At 71.7% G+C, this 17277-nt stretch carries 15 protein-coding genes; 2 read left to right on the top strand and 13 right to left on the bottom strand.

Going from position 1 to position 17277, the window contains the following annotated elements; translation table 11 throughout:
* Positions 1 to 13 precede the first annotated feature (13 nt).
* The 8 genes from ACH4SP_RS32865 to ACH4SP_RS32830 all read right to left on the bottom strand — a co-directional run bounded on the left by ACH4SP_RS32865 (position 14) and on the right by ACH4SP_RS32830 (position 9547).
* A complete protein-coding gene (locus tag ACH4SP_RS32865; protein WP_189825750.1) occupies positions 14 to 253 on the bottom strand; it encodes a hypothetical protein in 240 nt (79 codons plus the stop codon).
* A complete protein-coding gene (gatA, locus tag ACH4SP_RS32860; RefSeq protein ID WP_398420383.1) occupies positions 250 to 1746 on the bottom strand; it encodes an Asp-tRNA(Asn)/Glu-tRNA(Gln) amidotransferase subunit GatA in 1497 nt (498 codons plus the stop codon). The genes ACH4SP_RS32865 and gatA overlap by 4 nt, the downstream gene beginning before the upstream one ends.
* Positions 1747 to 1752: 6 nt before the next feature.
* Complete coding sequence (gatC, locus tag ACH4SP_RS32855) at positions 1753 to 2049, bottom strand: Asp-tRNA(Asn)/Glu-tRNA(Gln) amidotransferase subunit GatC (RefSeq protein WP_030851400.1); 297 nt, start codon at positions 2047 to 2049, stop codon at positions 1753 to 1755.
* 275 nt (positions 2050 to 2324) lie between these two features.
* Entirely contained in the window at positions 2325 to 4664 is a 2340-nt protein-coding gene (locus ACH4SP_RS32850) for a putative bifunctional diguanylate cyclase/phosphodiesterase (RefSeq protein WP_398420380.1), read from the bottom strand.
* 320 nt (positions 4665 to 4984) lie between these two features.
* Complete coding sequence (gene ligA / locus ACH4SP_RS32845; RefSeq protein ID WP_398420379.1) at positions 4985 to 7177, bottom strand: NAD-dependent DNA ligase LigA; 2193 nt, start codon at positions 7175 to 7177, stop codon at positions 4985 to 4987.
* Positions 7178 to 7261: 84 nt separating this feature from the next.
* On the bottom strand, positions 7262 to 8293 hold the full coding sequence (locus ACH4SP_RS32840) for a methionine synthase (protein WP_398420378.1): 1032 nt from the start codon (positions 8291 to 8293) through the stop codon (positions 7262 to 7264).
* A complete protein-coding gene (locus tag ACH4SP_RS32835) occupies positions 8290 to 8979 on the bottom strand; it encodes an SDR family oxidoreductase (protein ID WP_398420376.1) in 690 nt (229 codons plus the stop codon). The genes ACH4SP_RS32840 and ACH4SP_RS32835 overlap by 4 nt, the downstream gene beginning before the upstream one ends.
* Before the next feature lie 28 nt (positions 8980 to 9007).
* Positions 9008 to 9547: a TIGR00730 family Rossman fold protein gene (locus ACH4SP_RS32830; protein WP_398420374.1), complete on the bottom strand. Its 540-nt coding sequence runs from the start codon at positions 9545 to 9547 to the stop codon at positions 9008 to 9010.
* 110 nt (positions 9548 to 9657) lie between these two features.
* Here ACH4SP_RS32830 and ACH4SP_RS32825 point away from each other — a divergent pair, with 110 nt between their 5' ends.
* Positions 9658 to 10437 (top strand): alpha/beta fold hydrolase, encoded by a 780-nt coding sequence (locus ACH4SP_RS32825; RefSeq protein ID WP_398420371.1) that lies wholly within the window; start codon positions 9658 to 9660, stop codon positions 10435 to 10437.
* 62 nt (positions 10438 to 10499) lie between these two features.
* On the opposite strand, the gene mnmA is transcribed toward ACH4SP_RS32825, so the two are convergent.
* Entirely contained in the window at positions 10500 to 11624 is a 1125-nt protein-coding gene (mnmA, locus tag ACH4SP_RS32820; RefSeq protein WP_398420369.1) for a tRNA 2-thiouridine(34) synthase MnmA, read from the bottom strand.
* A gap of 78 nt (positions 11625 to 11702) precedes the next feature.
* Here mnmA and ACH4SP_RS32815 point away from each other — a divergent pair, with 78 nt between their 5' ends.
* Positions 11703 to 12356: an N-acetylmuramoyl-L-alanine amidase gene (locus tag ACH4SP_RS32815; protein ID WP_398420367.1), complete on the top strand. Its 654-nt coding sequence runs from the start codon at positions 11703 to 11705 to the stop codon at positions 12354 to 12356.
* A gap of 93 nt (positions 12357 to 12449) precedes the next feature.
* Here ACH4SP_RS32815 and ACH4SP_RS32810 read toward each other — a convergent pair whose 3' ends face one another.
* The 4 genes from ACH4SP_RS32810 to ACH4SP_RS32795 all read right to left on the bottom strand — a co-directional run bounded on the left by ACH4SP_RS32810 (position 12450) and on the right by ACH4SP_RS32795 (position 17215).
* Positions 12450 to 13691, bottom strand: a complete 1242-nt coding sequence (locus ACH4SP_RS32810; RefSeq protein WP_398420789.1) for a cytochrome P450 — start codon at positions 13689 to 13691, stop codon at positions 12450 to 12452.
* A 215-nt stretch (positions 13692 to 13906) separates the two neighbouring features.
* Entirely contained in the window at positions 13907 to 15076 is a 1170-nt protein-coding gene (locus tag ACH4SP_RS32805) for a cysteine desulfurase family protein (protein WP_398420364.1), read from the bottom strand.
* A gap of 156 nt (positions 15077 to 15232) precedes the next feature.
* On the bottom strand, positions 15233 to 16210 hold the full coding sequence (locus tag ACH4SP_RS32800) for a helix-turn-helix transcriptional regulator (protein ID WP_398420362.1): 978 nt from the start codon (positions 16208 to 16210) through the stop codon (positions 15233 to 15235).
* Positions 16211 to 16300: 90 nt separating this feature from the next.
* Entirely contained in the window at positions 16301 to 17215 is a 915-nt protein-coding gene (locus tag ACH4SP_RS32795; RefSeq protein WP_398420361.1) for a thioesterase family protein, read from the bottom strand.
* Between the last annotated feature and the right edge of the window lie 62 nt (positions 17216 to 17277).

Genomic DNA, 17277 nt, shown 5'->3' with positions numbered 1-17277 from the left:
GAAACTTTCCCTCTCAGCCCAGCAGGACGTCGTCGTCGCCCAGGCGCTTCAGCTCCCGCAGGAGGATGGCGACGCCGGTGGCGATGGCGGCGGCGGAGACGACGGCGTCGATGAGCTGGAGCGTGTCGTTCTCGGTGCGGGCCTTGCGGGCCTGCTTGATCACGCTCAGCGCGCCGAACGCGGTGGTGCCGATGGACAGGTACGTGCCGGTGCGGGACTTCTTGAAGCCCTTGGCCTTGGCGAGTGTGCTCACAGCGACGGTGCCTCCTCAAGCAGCGGGTGGCCCCACTTTTCCACGAAGGCGGCCTCGACGGCGGCGCCCACCTTGTAAAGGCGGTCGTCCTTCAGGGCGGGGGCGATGATCTGGAGCCCGACCGGCATGCCGTCCTCCGGCGCGAGGCCGCAGGGCAGCGACATGGCGGCGTTGCCCGCCATGTTCGTCGGGATGGTGCACAGGTCGGCGAGGTACATCGCCATCGGGTCGTCGGCGCGCTCGCCGATCGGGAAGGCGGTGGTCGGCGTCGTCGGCGAGACGATCACGTCGACCTGCTCGAAGGCCTTCTCGAAGTCCTGCGTGATGAGCGTGCGGACCTTCTGGGCGCTGCCGTAGTACGCGTCGTAGTAGCCGGAGCTGAGCGCGTACGTACCGAGGATGATGCGGCGCTTGACCTCGTCGCCGAACCCGGCCTCACGAGTCAGGGCCGTGACGTCCTCGGCGGACTTCGTGCCGTCGTCGCCGACGCGCAGGCCGTAGCGCATGGCGTCGAAGCGGGCCAGGTTGGAGGAGCACTCCGACGGGGCGATCAGGTAGTACGCGGAGAGCGCCAGGTCGAAGGACGGGCAGTCCAGCTCGACGATCTCGGCACCGAGCTTCGTCAGCAGCTCGACGGCCTCGTCGAACCGCTGCATGACGCCGGCCTGGTAGTGCTCGCCGCGGAACTGCTTGACGACGCCGACGCGCATGCCCTGCACGGAGCCGTTGCGGGCGGCCTCGACGACCGGCGGGACCGGGGCGTCGATGGACGTCGAGTCGAGCGGGTCGTGCCCGGCGATGACCTCGTGCAGGAGGGCCGCGTCCAGGACCGTACGGGCGCAGGGCCCGCCCTGGTCCAGGGAGGACGAGAACGCCACCATGCCGTAGCGGGACACGGCCCCGTACGTCGGCTTGACGCCGACGGTGCCGGTGACGGCGGCGGGCTGGCGGATGGAACCGCCGGTGTCCGTGCCGATGGCGAGCGGGGCCTCGTACGAGGCGAGGGCGGCCGAGGAGCCGCCGCCCGAACCGCCGGGGATCTTGGTGAGGTCCCACGGGTTGCCGGTCGGCCCATACGCGCTGTTCTCCGTCGACGACCCCATGGCGAACTCGTCCATGTTGGTCTTGCCGAGGATGACGACGTCAGCGGCCTTGAGGCGCTTGGTGAGCGTCGCGTCGTACGGCGGGATCCAGCCTTCGAGGATCTTCGAGCCGACGGTGGTGGGGATCCCCTCCGTCGTGAAGATGTCCTTGAGCGCGAGCGGGACACCGGCCAGCGGGCCCAGCTTCTCGCCCGCCTCGCGCTTGGCGTCGACGGCACGGGCCTGCGCGAGCGCGCCCTCGCGGTCGACGTGCAGGAAGGCGTGGACCTTCTCGTCCACGGCCTCGATCCGGGCCAGGTGGGCCTCGGTGACCTCGACGGCCGTGAGCTCGCCGGAGGCGATCTTCTCGGCGGTCTGGGCCGCAGTGAGCTTAATGATCTCGATCGTCATGCTGTTTTAGTCCTCCCCCAGGATCTGCGGCACCTTGAAACGCTGCTGCTCCTGGGCCGGGGCGCCGGAGAGCGCCTGCTCGGGGGTGAGCGACGGGCGTACCTCGTCCTTGCGCATGACGTTCGTCAGCGGCAGCGGGTGGGAGGTCGGCGGTACGTCTTGGTCGGCGACCTCGGAGACGCGGGCGACCGCGCCGATGATGTCGTCGAGCTGACCGGCGAAGTGCTCAAGCTCTTCGGGCTTCAGCTCCAGACGCGCCAGCCGTGCGAGGTGTGCGACCTCCTCGCGCGTGATGCCAGGCATGCAGCGATCCTCAGGGGTTGGTGTGCGGTGTGGTTATTGCCCCCAATCCTATGGGGCACGGTCGCATGCCCGCGAAACACTTCCCCCGGCCACCGCCTCCTTGGGCAGCGGGGCCGCCTGCCGCCGCCTCCTTGGGCAGCGGGGCCGCCCCCCGGGGGCGGAACGGGTGGGCAAGGGGGCGGCCCCCACGCGGAGCCCCATCCTCCCGGCCGCACTCCCTCGCGACCGCCCCACGCCCCCGCCGCGACCGCCCGCGCAAACCACCGGTCCCCGCCCTACTCCCCTTCCACCGCTCCCGCCCCCGCCGACTCCCTCGCCGCCGCGGCCGCAGCGGCCAGTTCCGCCGGCCGCTGCCACCCCCGCGACCCCCGCGCCAGCAGCCATGCCGTGGCCTCCTCCGGCGGCATCGCCGCCGCCACCAGCCACCCCTGCACCGCATCGCACCGCAGGTCCCTCAGCCGCTCCCACGTCTCGTCGTCCTCGACGCCCTCGGCGACGACCAGGAGTCCCAGCGAGTGCGCGAGGTCGACCGTGCACCGCACGATCTCCGCGTCCTCCGTGTCCACGGCCAGCCGTGCCACGAACGACCGGTCGATCTTCAGCTCGCTCACCGGCAGCCGCCGCAGATGCACCAGCGACGAGTAACCCGTCCCGAAGTCGTCGAGCGACATCTTCACGCCGTGCCCGGTCAGCCCGGCGAGGGTGTCCGCGGCCCGCTGCGGGTCTTCGAGCAGCACGTGCTCGGTTATCTCCAGCTGCAGGGACCCGGCCGGAACCCCGTGTCTGGCCAGCCGCGCCGCGACCGCCCCGGCGAACCCGGGCGTGTGCACGTCGCGCGGCGAGACGTTCACCGCGACCGGCACGAACAGCCCCTGTGCCCGCCACCGCGCGACCTGCGCGAGCGCGGTCTCCAGTACGTACTCCGTGAGATGGGGCATCAGCCCCGACGACTCGGCGATCGCGATGAACTCGTCCGGAGGGACCCTTCCGCGCTCCGGGTGCACCCACCGCACCAGCGCCTCAAGTCCGGCGACCTGCCCGTCGAACTGCACCTTGGGCTGGTAGTGGAGCTCGACGTCCCCCGCGTCCAGCGCCCGCCGCAGGTCTCCCAACAGGCCGAGGCGGTCGGGGGTGTTGGAGTCCCGCTTGGACTCGTAGACCTCCACCCCGCTGCGGTCCCGCTTCGCCTGGTACATCGCCACGTCCGCCCGCCGCAGCAGCCCCTCCGCGTCCAGCGCGTGATCGGGGAAGACGGCGACCCCCGCGCTGGCCTCCAGCACCAGCGTGAGCCCGTCGAGGTCCAGCGGAGATCCCAGCTCCGCCACCAGATGCCGCGCGATCCGCTGCGCGCTCGTCGCGGACTCGGTGCGCGGCAGCAGTACGGCGAACTCGTCGCCGCCCAGCCGGGCGGCCTCCGCCCCCTTGGGGAGCACCCTGCGCAGCCGGTCGGCTATCTGGAGCAGCAGCCGGTCTCCCGCGAGGTGTCCGAGGGTGTCGTTCACCGACCGGAAACGGTCCATGTCGATGAGTACGAGCGCGGCCCGGGAGCCCTGGCTCTCGGCCTCCTCCAGCGCGGGCCAGGCGCGCTCCAGCAGCCACTGCCGGTTGGGCAGCCCTGTCAGGGGGTCGCGCAGCTGTTCCTCGGCCCGCGCCCTGGCTATCCAGAGCGTGGAGTCCAGCGCGATCAGCGGTACGGCGAACAGCGGCAGCAGCACCGGCAGCGCGACCGCGACGACGCAGATGAGGGGGGCGATGCCGAGCAGCGCACCGGCCACAAGTCCCTGCCGCACCAGGGCCGTTCGGGCCACGGACGGCAGCCTGCCGCGCTGCGGGGCCTGTGCGCACCACAGCAGCAGCCGGGTGACGAGGAGGTACGTGCCGGCGGCGAGCAGCACTTCGGGCAGCACGCCCCAGTCCCAGCCGAGCGGCTGCCAGGGCGTCTCCACCGTGGGTACGTCGCCGAAGACGCCCAGCGTGAGGGCGGCGGCGGCGATGCCGAGGATGTCGACGGAGCCGTGCAGCACGCCCTGCCGCCAGCGGCGCCTGCGCGCACTTCCGACCAGCACGACAACGGCCAGGCTGACCAGCCCGGCCGGGACCCATCCGTACAGCAGCAGGACGGCGAGGGTGAGCGCCGCCCCGGAACCGGTGCCTCCCCACCACCGGTCCCGGCCGAGTGCGACCAGGTGGCCGACTATGACCCCCGTCAGGACGGCGAGGGACCATCCGGTGGTGCCGCCGGGGAACACCGCGTGGTGCCTGCTGAGGTCCTGGGCGAGGCCCGTGCCGAGAACGACCGCGGCCAGCGCCGTCAGCGCCGCGGGAAGCACCGGCCCCAGGAGCTGCGCCCAGCCTCCCCGGTCACGCCCGTCGGGCTGTCCCTGGGACGCGCCCTGTCTTGGCGCGGGCGTCACCTGCTGCGAGCGGTACGGGTCGTACGGCTGGTGCGGGTCGTATGGCTGATGCGGGTCGTACGGCTGATGCGCCTGGTGCGGAGCTTCCTGGCGCGGCCGGGGGCCGGCTGCCCGGCGGCCGAACAGTCCGGCCAGCCCGGCGGCCAGCCCGGACCGACTGCTCAGCCGTGAGGCCGGATCGGCACTCTCGGTCGGTTTCATTCCCGTCCCTCTCACAGCCGGCGGTGCCCGTGTCACGCGAGATGGCCCCGTAGTCATGCCATCACGGCCGGTCCCGCCTCCCCGGTCTCCTCAGGGTTCTCCTCAGGAGCAGATTCCTCCGGAGCCGACTTCTCCTGAAGCAGACTCCTCCGGAACGGGGAGCGGTTCCACAGCCGTGCACGACAGGCGCACATCCCAACAGTAGGCCGCAGCAGGCTCTCCCGGGCAGCGGTCGACCGCTGTTGCCCGAATGCGACCCGACCACCCGGCAACGTCTGCTATGCGCCGAACGGGTGGTCCTGTGGGGCCTGTTCTTCCCGTTACTCCGCCACCGGAACCGCAGCTTCACGTGCGGCTTCCGGCCCTTCGGCGAGCAGCACGCCGAACCCCTCCTCGTTGAGCACCGGAACCTTCAGCTGCATCGCCTTGTCGTACTTGGACCCCGGGCTGTCGCCGACCACCACGAAGGAAGTCTTCTTCGAAACGGAACCGGTCACTTTCGCTCCGAGGTTCTGGAGCGACTCTTTTGCGCCATCCCGGGTGTACTTCTCCAATGTCCCGGTCACGACGACGGTCAGCCCCTCCAGCGGGCGCGGGCCCCGGTCCTCGTCGGCGCCCTCCTCCTCCATGCGGACGCCGGCGGCCTTCCACTTGCGGAGGATCTCCTGGTGCCAGTCGACGGCGAACCATTCCTTGAGCGAGGCGGCGATGATCCCGCCGACGCCGTCGACGCCCGCCAGCTCCTCCTCGGTGGCCTGCTCGATCTTCTCGATCGACCGGAACTCGCGGGCCAGCGCCTCGGCCGCGACCGGGCCGACGTGCCGGACGGAGAGGCCGGTGAGGATGCGGGCCAGCGGCATCTCCTTGGCAGCCCTGATGTTCTCCAGCATGGCGAGGGCGTTCTTGCGGGGTTCGCCGTCCATGTTGGCGAAGACGGTGACGATCTTGTCCTCGCCCGTCTTCGGGTCGACCTTGGGCAGACCCGAGTCGGAGTCCAGGACGTACGACTTGATGGGCAGCAGCTGCTCGATGGTGAGGTCGAAGAGGTCGCCCTCGTCGAGCAGCGGCGGCTCGGCCGGCTCCAGCGGCTTGGTCAGCGCGGTCGCGGCGACGTATCCGAAGTTCTCGATGTCGAGGCTTTTCCGGCCACCGAGGTAGAAGAGCCGTTCGCGCAACTGGGCCGGGCAGGTCTGGGCGTTGGGGCAGCGGAGGTCGATGTCGCCCTCCTTCATGGGGCGCAGCGCCGTACCGCACTCGGGGCATTCGGCGGGCATCACGAACTCGCGCTCGGTGCCGTCCCGCAGGTCCACGACCGGGCCGAGGATCTCCGGGATGACGTCGCCCGCCTTGCGCAGGACGACGGTGTCGCCGATGAGGACGCCCTTCTTCTTCACCACTTCCTGGTTGTGAAGTGTCGCGAACTCGACCTCGGAGCCGGCCACCGTCACCGGTTCGACCTGTGCGTACGGCGTGACGCGGCCGGTCCGCCCGACCCCGACCCGAATGTTGATCAGCTTGGAGTTGACCTCTTCCGGAGCGAACTTCCAGGCGATCGCCCAGCGCGGCGCCCGCGAGGTCGAGCCGAGGCGGCCCTGCAGCGGGATCTCGTCGAGCTTGATCACGACGCCGTCGATCTCGTGCTCCACGACGGAGTGCCGGTTCTTGCCGATGTACGCGATGAACTCCCGTACGCCGTCGAGCGAATCGACCACCCGGTTCTGCCCCGCGGTGGGCAGGCCCCACTCCCTCAGCAGCTCGTACGCGTGCGACAGGCGGTCGATGTCGAAGCCCTCGCGGGCGCCGATGCCGTGCACCACCATGCGCAGCGGGCGGCTCGCGGTGACCCGGGGGTCCTTCTGGCGGAGCGAACCGGCCGCCGCGTTGCGCGGGTTGGCGAACGGCTTGTCCCCGGCCTCCACCAGCCGGGCGTTCAGCTCGCCGAAGGCCTCCATCGGGAAATAGACCTCGCCCCGGATCTCCACCAGGTCCGGGACGCGGTCGCCCGTCAGGCGCTGCGGGACCGCGGCGATCGTGCGCACATTGGGCGTGATGTCCTCGCCGGTGCGCCCGTCGCCGCGGGTCGCGGCCCGGGTCAGCCGGCCCTTCTCGTACGTGAGGTTGACGGCGAGCCCGTCGACCTTGAGCTCGCACAGCAGGTGGTACTCGATGCCGGTCAGCTCGCCCGCGACGCGCTCCGCCCAGGCCGCCAGCTCCTCGTCGTCGAAGGCGTTGTCGAGGGAGAGCATCCGCTCGCGGTGCTGGACGGCCGTGAACTCCGTCTCGTACGCCCCGGCGACCTTCTGGGTCGGCGAGTCCGGGGTGCGCAGCTCGGAGTGCTCCTCCTCCAGCGCCTCCAGGGACCGCAGCAGCTTGTCGAACTCGGCGTCGCTGACGACCGGCTGGTCCTTGACGTAGTACCGGAAGCGGTGCTCCTCGATCTGCTCAGCGAGCCGCGCGTGCTGCTCCCGTGCTTCCGCGGGTACCGCTGCGTGCTGTCCGCCAGCCACCGTCATTTCCTCCCGTTGACCGGTCGGGGCCCTGTGCCCCGCCCGAGAATCTCCTGCGCCGTCACACAGGCCCCGTCACTTAAAAACCAGTCACTCAGGGTTGTCCGCGAGCGACCGTGCTGCCCGGCCGCTGTGGGCGAGCGCCGCACGGGCGTACGCCGGGGAGGCCCCGGCCAGCCCGCACGTCGGAGTGATCACCACGGACTCGTACAGAAGTCCGGGATTCAGCCCCAGCCTGCGCCACAACTGCCTGACACCCATGACGCTACCGCCCGGGTCTGACAATGGGCCGTCCACGCTCGGCACGACGCCCGCGAAGAGTTTCGTGCCGCCCTCGACCGCTTCGCCGATCGCGTCGTCGTCACGCTCGGTGAGCAGGGAGAAGTCGAAGGAGACCCCGGCCGCCCCGGCCCTGCGCAGCAGCGCGAACGGCACGTCGGGTGCGCAGGAGTGCACGACGGACGGCCCGTCGTGCACACCGAGCACGTCCCGCAGCGCGCTCTCCACGACCTGCCGGTCCGGGGCCCGGTAGGTGCGGTACCCGCTGGCGCTCTTCACCTGCCCGCGCAGCACGGCGATCAGCGAGGGCTCGTCGAGCTGGAGCACCAGCTGCGCGCCGGGGATCCGCCGCCGCACCTCCGCGAGGTGGCCGCGCAGCCCCTCGGCGAGCGAGGAGGCCAGGTCGCGGCAGGCGCCGGGGTCGCCGAGCGAGGCCTCGCCGCCGCGCAGTTCCAGGGCGGCGGCGAGCGTCCAGGGGCCCACCGCCTGCACCTTGACCGGCCCCTCGTACCCCTGGGTGAACTCCTCCAGGGCGTCGAGGTCCTCACCGAGCCAGGAGCGGGCCCGCCGGGTGTCGCGGCCCGGCCGGTCGCTGAACCGCCAGCCGCTGGGCTCCAGGTGGACGTACATCTCGGCGAGCATTCCTGCGGTGCGGCCGATCATGTCGGCGCCGGGGCCGCGCGCGGGCAGTTCCGCGAGGTACGGGAAGTCCTCGAAGCTGCCGGTGACGGTCCTGGCGGTCTCCCTGGCGTCGCCGCCGGGCATGGAGCCGACGCCGGTGGCGGGCCCCGTCCACTTCTTCGCGGCGCTGTTCTTCTTCGCGGTGCCGTTCTCGAAGGTCATCGTCCGGGCCGCACCGTCAGGTCGTTGACCTCGGCGTCGCGCGGCAGGTCGAGGGCCATCAGGATCGTCGTGGCGACCGATTCGGGGTCGATGAACCTCGACGGGTCGTACGCCTTGCCCTCCTGCGAGTGCACCTTCTCCTGCATGGGGCTGGCGGTGCGCCCGGGGTACACGGAGGTGACCCGCACCCCGTTCTCGTGCTCCTCGTGGCGCAGCGAGTCGGCGAGGGCCTTCAGACCGTGCTTGCTGGCGGCGTACGCACCCCACTCGGCGTGCGCGGCGAGCCCCGCCCCCGAGTTCACGAACAGCACGTGCCCCTTGTCCAGCCGGAGCTGGGGCAGGAAGAGCCGGGTGAGCTCGGCGGGGGCGATCAGGTTGGCGTTGAGCTGGCTGTGCCAGGCGCGTACGCCCAGGTCGCCGACCTTGCCGAGGTCGACGACGCCCGCGATGTGCAGCAGGGTGTCGACGCGCTCGGGCATCGGCTGGTGGGAGAACGCCCAGGACAGCCGGTCCGGGTTGGACAGGTCGCCGACGAGGGTGTGGGCGCCGGGGAGCCCGGCCGCCAGCTCCTTGGCGCGGCCCGCGTCGCGGGCCATGAGGACGACGTCGTCGCCACGCGCGTGGAGGCGGCGGGCGACGGCGGCGCCGATGCCCGACCCCGCCCCGGTGATCACATGAGTAGCCATGTGCCCCATGCTCGCACCCTCAAGAGGACTACTGGACCCCGGCGGACTCCTCCAGGTAGGCGAGCGCCGCCACCCCGTCCTCCGCGAAGAACACCAGGTCAGTGAGGGGTACGGGCAGGAAGCCCTCCTCGTCCATCCGCTGGAACTGCTGCTTCAGCCCGTCGTAGAAGCCCTCGGTGTTGAGCAGCACCACCGGCTTGTCGGTCAGCCCGTGCTTCTTCAGCTCCAGGATCTCGGTGGCCTCGTCGAGGGTCCCGGTGCCCCCGACCATGATCACGACCGCGTCGGACTTCCCCAGCAGCAGCGCCTTGCGCTCCGCGAGGTCCTTGGCGACGACCATCTCGTCGGCCGCCGGCCGCGCCTTCGACTGGAGGAAGTCGACGGACACCCCGACGAGTCTGCCGCCGGCCCGCTCCACGCCGTCGGCCACCACCTTCATCAGACCGACGTCGGAACCGCCCCAGACCAGGGTGTGACCGCCCTTGCCGAGCAGTTCGGCGAACTCCCGGGCGGGGCGCGTGTAGCGGTCGTCGAGGTCGGCGGCGGAGAGGAAGACACAGATGTTCATGGCGTCCAACCTAACGCCGCGACCGGCGGCGAAGAACTCCCCGGAAAACTCGCCGAAAAACTTCCCGCTCCGAGCGATGAGTTCCGCGCACCCCCGCAGTCCAAGTCGGTATGAGCAAAGTGATTTCGCGTGACGGCACCCCCCTCGCGTACGAGCGCACGGGCGAGGGCGAGCCGCTGATCCTGGTGGGCGGTGCCTTCAGCACGGGTACGGCGGAGGGCCCCCTCGCGGGGCTGCTCGCCCCGCGCTTCAGCGTCGTCACATACGACCGCAGGGGCCGCGGCGACAGCGGCGACACCACCCCCTATGCGGTGGCCCGCGAGGTGGAGGACCTGGCGGCGCTGGTCGACGAGGTCGGCGGCCGCGCCCTGCTGTACGGAATGTCGTCGGGCGGCGCCCTGGTGCTGCGCGCGGCGGCGGCCGGGCTGAACGTCCCGCGCGTCGCGGTCTACGAGCCGCCGTTCACGGTCCTGGAGGAGACGCGGGCCGAGAAGGCGTCGTACACGCAGCGCCTGAACGAGCTCCTCGGCGAGGGGCACAGGGGCGAGGCGGTGGAGCTCTTCCTGTCCGTCGTCGGCATGCCCCACGAGTTCATCGCCCAGATGAAGCAGGCCCCGGTGTGGCGCTCCTTCGAGGCCCTCGCGCCGACCCTGGCGTACGACGACGCGGTGATGGGCGACGGCACGGTCCCGGCGGAGCGGCTGGCCGCTGTGGCGCAGCCGGTCCTGGTGGTGTCCGGCGGGGCCAGCCCTGCGGTGATGCGCGACGCCGCCGTACGCACCGCCGAGGCGGCACCGGACGGCCACCACCGCTCCCTGCCCCGGCAGACCCACGACGTGGACCCGCGCGAACTGGCGCCCGTACTGGCGGAGTTCTTCACCACCGCATAGCGGGTGCGCGCTCCCACGGGGGTGGGGCGCGCACCTCTGCGGGCGGTGCGCTCACACCGCGGTCAGACCGCGGCTCCCGTACGCCGCGACGTCGTCGCGATCGTCGCCGAGCCGACCACGCGCGTGCCGTCGTACAGCACGATCGCCTGGCCGGGCGCGACGCCGCGCACGGGCTCCTTGAAGCTGACGCGGAGCTCACCGCCGACGAGTTCCGCGTCGACCTCGGTCTCGCCGCCGTGGGCGCGCAGCTGGGCGGTATACGTGCCGGGGGCGGCCGGTTCGGTGCCGCACCAGCGGGGGCGGATCGCGGTCAGGGCGGTGACGTCGAGGGCTTCGGCGGGGCCGACGGTGACGGTGTTGTTCACCGGGGAGATGTCGAGGACGTAGCGCGGCTTGCCGTCGGGGGCGGGGTGGCCGATGCGCAGGCCCTTGCGCTGGCCGATGGTGAAGCCGAAGGCGCCGTCGTGGGTGCCGAGCTTGGCGCCCTCCTCGTCGAGGATGTCGCCCTCGGCCTTGCCGCCGAGGCGGGAGGCGAGGAAGCCCTGGGTGTCGCCGTCGGCGATGAAGCAGATGTCGTGGCTGTCGGGCTTCTTCGCGACGGCCAGGTCGCGGCGCTCGGCCTCGGCGCGGATCTCTTCCTTGGTGGTGAGAGTGTCGCCGAGCGGGAACATCGCGTGCGCGAGCTGCTTGTCGTCGAGGACGCCGAGGACGTACGACTGGTCCTTGGCCATGTCGGAGGCGCGGTGCAGCTCGCGGCCGCCGTCCTCGTTGACGACGACGGTGGCGTAGTGGCCGGTGCACACGGCGTCGAAGCCCAGCGCGAGGGCCTTGTCGAGGAGCGCGGCGAACTTGATCTTCTCGTTGCAGCGCAGGCACGGGTTGGGCGTGCGCCCGGCCTCGTACTCGGCGACGAAGTCCTCGACGACGTCCTCGCGGAAGCGCTCGGCGAGGTCCCACACGTAGAACGGGATGCCGATGACGTCGGCGGCCCGGCGGGCGTCCCGGGAGTCCTCGATGGTGCAACAGCCGCGTGCACCGGTCCTGAAGGACTGCGGGTTGGCGGAGAGCGCGAGGTGGACCCCGGTCACGTCGTGCCCGGCCTCGACGGCTCGGGCGGCGGCAACGGCGGAGTCGACCCCGCCGGACATGGCGGCGAGGACGCGGAGGGGGCGCGGGGTATCGGTCATAGCCAGTCCAGGGTAATCGGAACCATCCCGGGACTCCCAAGCGTTACCCGTACAGGACGGGGACAGGGGGATCAGCAGGTGAGCGGTACGGCCAAGAAGAAACCCAGCAGACGGGGCTTCCTGATCGGTACGGGGCTCGTGGTGACCGGCGCCGCCGTGGTGTGGGGCGACGAGGCGTCCCGGCTGTGGTGGAAGGTGCCGGGCGTCGACAAGCAGCGCACGGACGGGGTGGTGGACCAGAAGGGCGCCCAGTGGGTGGCCGCCTCGGCGGGAAACCTGCGGACGGCGGACCGCCCGGCCGACTACAGAATCGACCGCATCGTGATCCACACCACGGAAGGCAGCTACGACACGGCGATACGGGTCTTCCGCGACCCGCTGCACGCCGCGTCCGCCCACTACGTGGTGCGGGCCAAGGACGGGCACATCACACAGATGGCCCGGGAGCTGGACGTGGCGTACCACGCGGGCAACCGCGGCTTCAACGAACGCAGCATCGGCATCGAGCACGAGGCGTACGCACACAAGAAGGGCACGCTGACCGAGGTGATGTACCGGTCCTCCGCCCGCCTGGCCGCCGGAATCTGCGCCCGCTACAACATCCCGATCGACCGCGAGCACATCGTCGGCCACATCGAGGTCCCGGGCACGGACCACACGGACCCGGGCCCCTACTGGGACTGGGACCGCTACCTACGCCTGGTCCGCGAAGCCTCCGGAGCCCGCCTTTAGGGGCGCGGGACTGGATCAGTTTGCGGCTCCGCCGCGTGGGCGCGACCAGCCACGAATCACCCGCACGACGTGCACCAACCCACCCCTCCCCACCTACCGCAGGTGAACCGGAAGCGAATCCACCCCGTAAACGATCGAAAGCTTCCGGAAGTCCAGCTCCTCCGGCCGCACGGCCAACTTCATCTCCGGGAAGCGCCGCACCAGCGCCGGATAAGCCGCCCGCAGCTCCATCCGCGCCAGCTCCGCGCCGATGCACCGGTGGATCCCGTATCCGAAGGCCAGGTGCCCGGAAGCCTTCCGGTCCGGGTCGAACCCGCCCTTGTCCGGGGTGTACGAGACATCCCGGTTGGCCCCCGCCAGGGAGCACAGCACCAGGTCCCCCTTGGGAATCCGCGCGCCGGCTATCTCGATGTCCTCCCGCGCGAACCGCGGGAACGCCACCTGCACCACGGTGAGGTACCGCAGCGCCTCCTCCACGAACGGCGTCGCCGCCGCGTCGTCGTCGCGCAGCCGCGCGAAGGCCTCCGGGTTCTGCAGGAGCAGCAGGGAGCCCAGCGCCAGCATGCTCGCGGTGGTCTCGAAGCCGCCGGTGAGGACGCCGTCGGCGAGACCGGCCAGCTCCTCGTCGCCGACGGTGTCGCCGTGGTCCCGGATGATCATGCCGATGAGGCCGTCGCCCGGGTTCTCCCGCTGCTTCTTCACCACGTCGCGGAAGTACGACAGCGACTCCGACATCGCGCCGAAGGGTGCGGTCGCCCCGCTGAACAGGTCGAAGCGCTCCATCGCCAGCTGCTGGAAGTCGTGGCGGTCCTCGTAGGGCACGCCGAGCAGTTCGCAGATGGTGAGCGAGGGTATCGGCAGCGCGAAGTTCTGCACGAGGTCGACGGGGCCGCCCGCGGCGCCCGCGGCCTCCATCGCGTCGAGCTGCTCCTCGATGAGCGTCTCGATGCGCGGGGTGAGCCGGCGCAGCCTGCGCATCGTGAATTCCGGGGTGAGGATCCGGCGCAGGTGCGTGTGGACCGGCGGGTCACTGAAGCCGAGGCCGCCGGGGTTGTGCTCGGCCACCACGCCCGCGTTGCCCGCGATGTTGGTGAAGTCGCTGCTGAAGCCGTCGGTGGAGCCGAGTACGGCCTTCACCTCGTCGTGCCCCGTCACGACCCAGGCGTCCATGCCGAACGGCAGCGGCACCTGGTAGATCGGCGACTGCGCCTGCCGCGCGGCCAGCTTGGCCACCGGGTCAAGACCGTCTCGGCGCATGGGAAGCAGCAGGTTCTCGGGAAGCCGGGAGATCAGCGAGGAGCTGATGCCGTGCTTCTGGATCCTGGCAAAGTACATGCGCCCGATCCGCGCGGTGATGCGGGAACGGAGGGTCGCCTTCAACGTGAACTCCATGGGTCGTCGTGCGGCCCAAATGTGCGGCGCGGACTTCTGCGACTTCTGAGGGCTTCAGAGATCTCAAGTATAAAGAGCGATTCTGGGCCCTCAGGGTTGAGCGTGACCAGGGTTACACAAAACAGAGTCCCCCTCCGCTTCGGGCTCCGCCGCTGGTCTCACGTCAGTCCGGCGGTACGGGCCCGCTCCACGGCCGGTCCGATCGCCGCGGCGACAGCCGCCACGTCCGCCGCCGTGGAAGTGTGCCCCAGGGTGAAGCGCAGGGTGCCGCGGGCCAGGTCGGGATCGGTGCCGGTGGCGAGCAGGACATGGCTGGGCTGGGCCACGCCCGCCGTGCAGGCGGAACCGGTGGAGCACTCGATGCCCTGGGCATCGAGCAGCAGCAGCAACGAGTCGCCCTCGCAGCCGGGGAAGGTGAAGTGCGCGTTGGCGGGCAGCCGCCCGCCGGGGGCCGGGTCTCCGCCGAGGACGGCGTCCGGGACGGCGGCCCGCACCGCCTTCACCAGATCGTCGCGCAGTCCGCCGACCGTACGTACGAAATCCGCACGGCGTTCCGCGGCGAGGACGCCCGCCACCGCGAAGGAGGCGATCGCGGGCACGTCGAGGGTGCCGGAGCGCACGTGCCGCTCCTGGCCGCCGCCGTGCAGGACGGGAACGGGGGTGTACTGGCGGCCGAGCAGCAGCGCGCCGATGCCGTACGGGCCGCCGACCTTGTGCCCCGAAACGGTCATGGCGGCGAGCCCGGACGCCGCGAAGTCCACCTCCAGCTGGCCGTACGCCTGGACGGCGTCGGCATGCAGCGGAATGCCGAACTCCGCTGCCACGTCGGCGAGTTCACGGACCGGCATGACGGTCCCGATCTCGTTGTTCGCCCACATGACAGTGGCGAGGGCGACGTCGTCGGGGTCGCGCGAGATCGCTTCGCGGAGGGTGTCCGGGTGCACGCGGCCGTACGGGTCGACGGCGAGGTACTCGACGCGGGCACCCTCGTGGGTGGCGAGCCAGTCGACGGCGTCCAGTACGGCATGGTGCTCGACGGGGCTGGCCAGTACGCGGGTACGGCGCGGGTCCGCGTCCCGGCGGGCCCAGTACAGACCCTTGACGGCGAGGTTGTCGGCCTCGGTGCCGCCGGCGGTGAAGACCACCTCGCTGGGGCGCGCCCCGAGCGACGCGGCGAGGGCCTCGCGACCCTCTTCGACGGTACGACGGGCTCGGCGCCCGGCGGCGTGCAGGGAGGAGGCGTTGCCGGTGACGGTCAACTGGGCGGTCATCGCCTCGACCGCCTCCGGCAGCATGGGCGTGGTCGCGGCGTGGTCGAGGTAAGCCATGGTGGGGCGATTGTACGAGGCCCTTGGGCGGGCGGCGGCGGGGTGGTGGGGTCGCAGCGGGGCAAGCGGTGGGGTCGGGGTGGTCTTCGTGCGGGTTCGTCGTGGCTGGTCGCGCAGTTCCCCGCGCCCCTAAAAGCACGGCCCGCGCGGGAAGCTTCAGCCCGGAGGCGCGTAGAGAGCCACCACCTCCCGCGCACTCCTCAGCACCTCGTCCCGCGCCTCCCCCGGCCCCACCACCTCCACGCCCGCCCCGAAGTCCAGCAGTCCCCGTACCCACCGGACGTCCGGGTAGGACAGGGAGACGTCCGCCCAGTCGGGATCCGCGCCGCCCGGCGGGCCCGTCAGGTCCGCCCCGTGGATCCGTACGAACATGTCGAGCCGCTCCCGGCGCACCCGCGCCCGCACCACCAGCCCGGCCGCCCGCCGCTCCACCCCTTGCCGCAGCACCTCCCACACCTCGGCCAGTTCCACACCCGCCCTGCGCCGCACCGGTTCGTCGAGCAGGGTGGCCGAGCGCACCCGGTCCGCGCGGTAGAGCCGCGGGGTGCCCCGGTGGTCGGCGACCAGGTACCAGACCCCCGCCTTGGCGACCAGACCGTACGGATCCACGGTGTACGTACGCGCCCCGGCGGCGCCGGAGTGCCGGTAGCGCAGCCGCAGCCGGCGGTCCGCGAAGACCGCCTCGTGCAGCACCCCGAGGTCCGCGTCGGGCGAGGGCGCGCGCATCCACCGCACCGGGTCGACGATGATCCGCCGGCTCGTCAACTCCGCGGCGGGACGGTGCGGTTCGGGCAGCGCCGCCATCACCTTGCGCAGTGCCGAGCCGAGCGCCCGGTCGAGCCCGAGGTCCGCGTGCGCGTTCCGCGCGGACGGGCTCTGCGACGCGAGCACGAACAGGGCGCGCGCCTCGTCGCTCGTCAGCCCGGTGACATCGGTCCGGTACCCCGGCAGCAGCGCGAACCCGCCGTGCCGCCCGCGCTCCGCGTACACCGGCACGCCCGCCGCCGACAGGGCCTCGATGTCGCGGTGGACGGTGCGTACGGACACCTCCAGGCGCTCCGCCAGCTCGGCGGCCGGGACCAGGCCCCGGGTCTGGAGCAGCAGCAGGATCGAGAGCAGGCGGTCGGACTTCACGGCGGCCAGCCTCTCACCGCATGCCCGCCCCGCGAGCGGGCACCCGGCCCACCGGGAGACCGCGACAGGACCACGACCGGACCGGAGCGCCTACACCCGCGGCGCCCGCGCCAGCTGCCGCGACTGCGCGACCAGCCGGTCCTCGCTGTCCCAGACCTCCGCATCCTCCTCCAGGAAGCCGCCCGCCACGTTGCGGGTGACGACGGAGACGCGCACCGGTCCCGGCGCCGGGCGACAGCGCACATGGATGGTGAGTTCGACGGTCGGCGTCCAGCCCTCGATGCCCAGCTCGAAGCTGGTCGGGGGCAGCGCGTCGACCGCGAGCAGCAGCGACAGCGGGTCGGCGTCACGGCCGTCGGCGAGGCCGAACCAGGCGCGCATCTCGCCCTTGCCCGACGGTGCGCCGACCGCCCAGCCGATCGTCGCCGGGTCCAGCTTGAGGTCGAGCCGGTCGGTGATGGAGTTGCCCGGGATCTCCGGGGCGGGCCCGTCGGAGGCGCCGAAGCAGTGCTCGCGCGGCGGAATGGCCGGCGGCTTCGCCGTCGTACGCACGTCGCCGGTGAGGGCGTCGAGGTCGCCGTAGGAGGCGAGGACGCGGATCCGCTCGACCTCCCGGCCCTCCTCGTCGTACTGGAAGAGGGAGGCCTGGCCCGAGGAGAGGGTGCGGCCGGTGCGCACGGTCTCGGTGCGGACCACGGCGGGTCCCGGCCGGGACGGTGTGAGGTAGTACGCGGAGACCGTGAACGGGTCCGGGTGCGGCAGGGCGTCGGCGAGCGCGCGGCCGATGACCGCCAGGAGGTAGCCGCCGTTGACGGCGTCGAAGATCGTCCAGCCCGCGGAGAGCTCCGCGTCGTACACGCCGGGCTCGCCCGCGCGCCGTACGACCGCCGTGTCACGGTCGAATTCGCTGTCCCCGACGGATGCCGGGGCGTCCCCGACGGATGCCGAGGTGTCCCCGACGGACACCGGGGTGGACTCGATGGATGTCTGTGCCATGGCTCGCACGCTACACCGCCCTGTTACTGAGCGGTAGCTTTTCTTTCTCACCCACCTGCTCACCCCACCTG

Origin of the sequence: Streptomyces sp. NPDC021093 (assembly GCF_044333135.1) — a bacterium.
Classification (GTDB): domain Bacteria; phylum Actinomycetota; class Actinomycetes; order Streptomycetales; family Streptomycetaceae; genus Streptomyces.
Note: the sequence above shows the minus strand (reverse complement) of the source record. Positions and strands in the feature narration are given on the sequence as shown.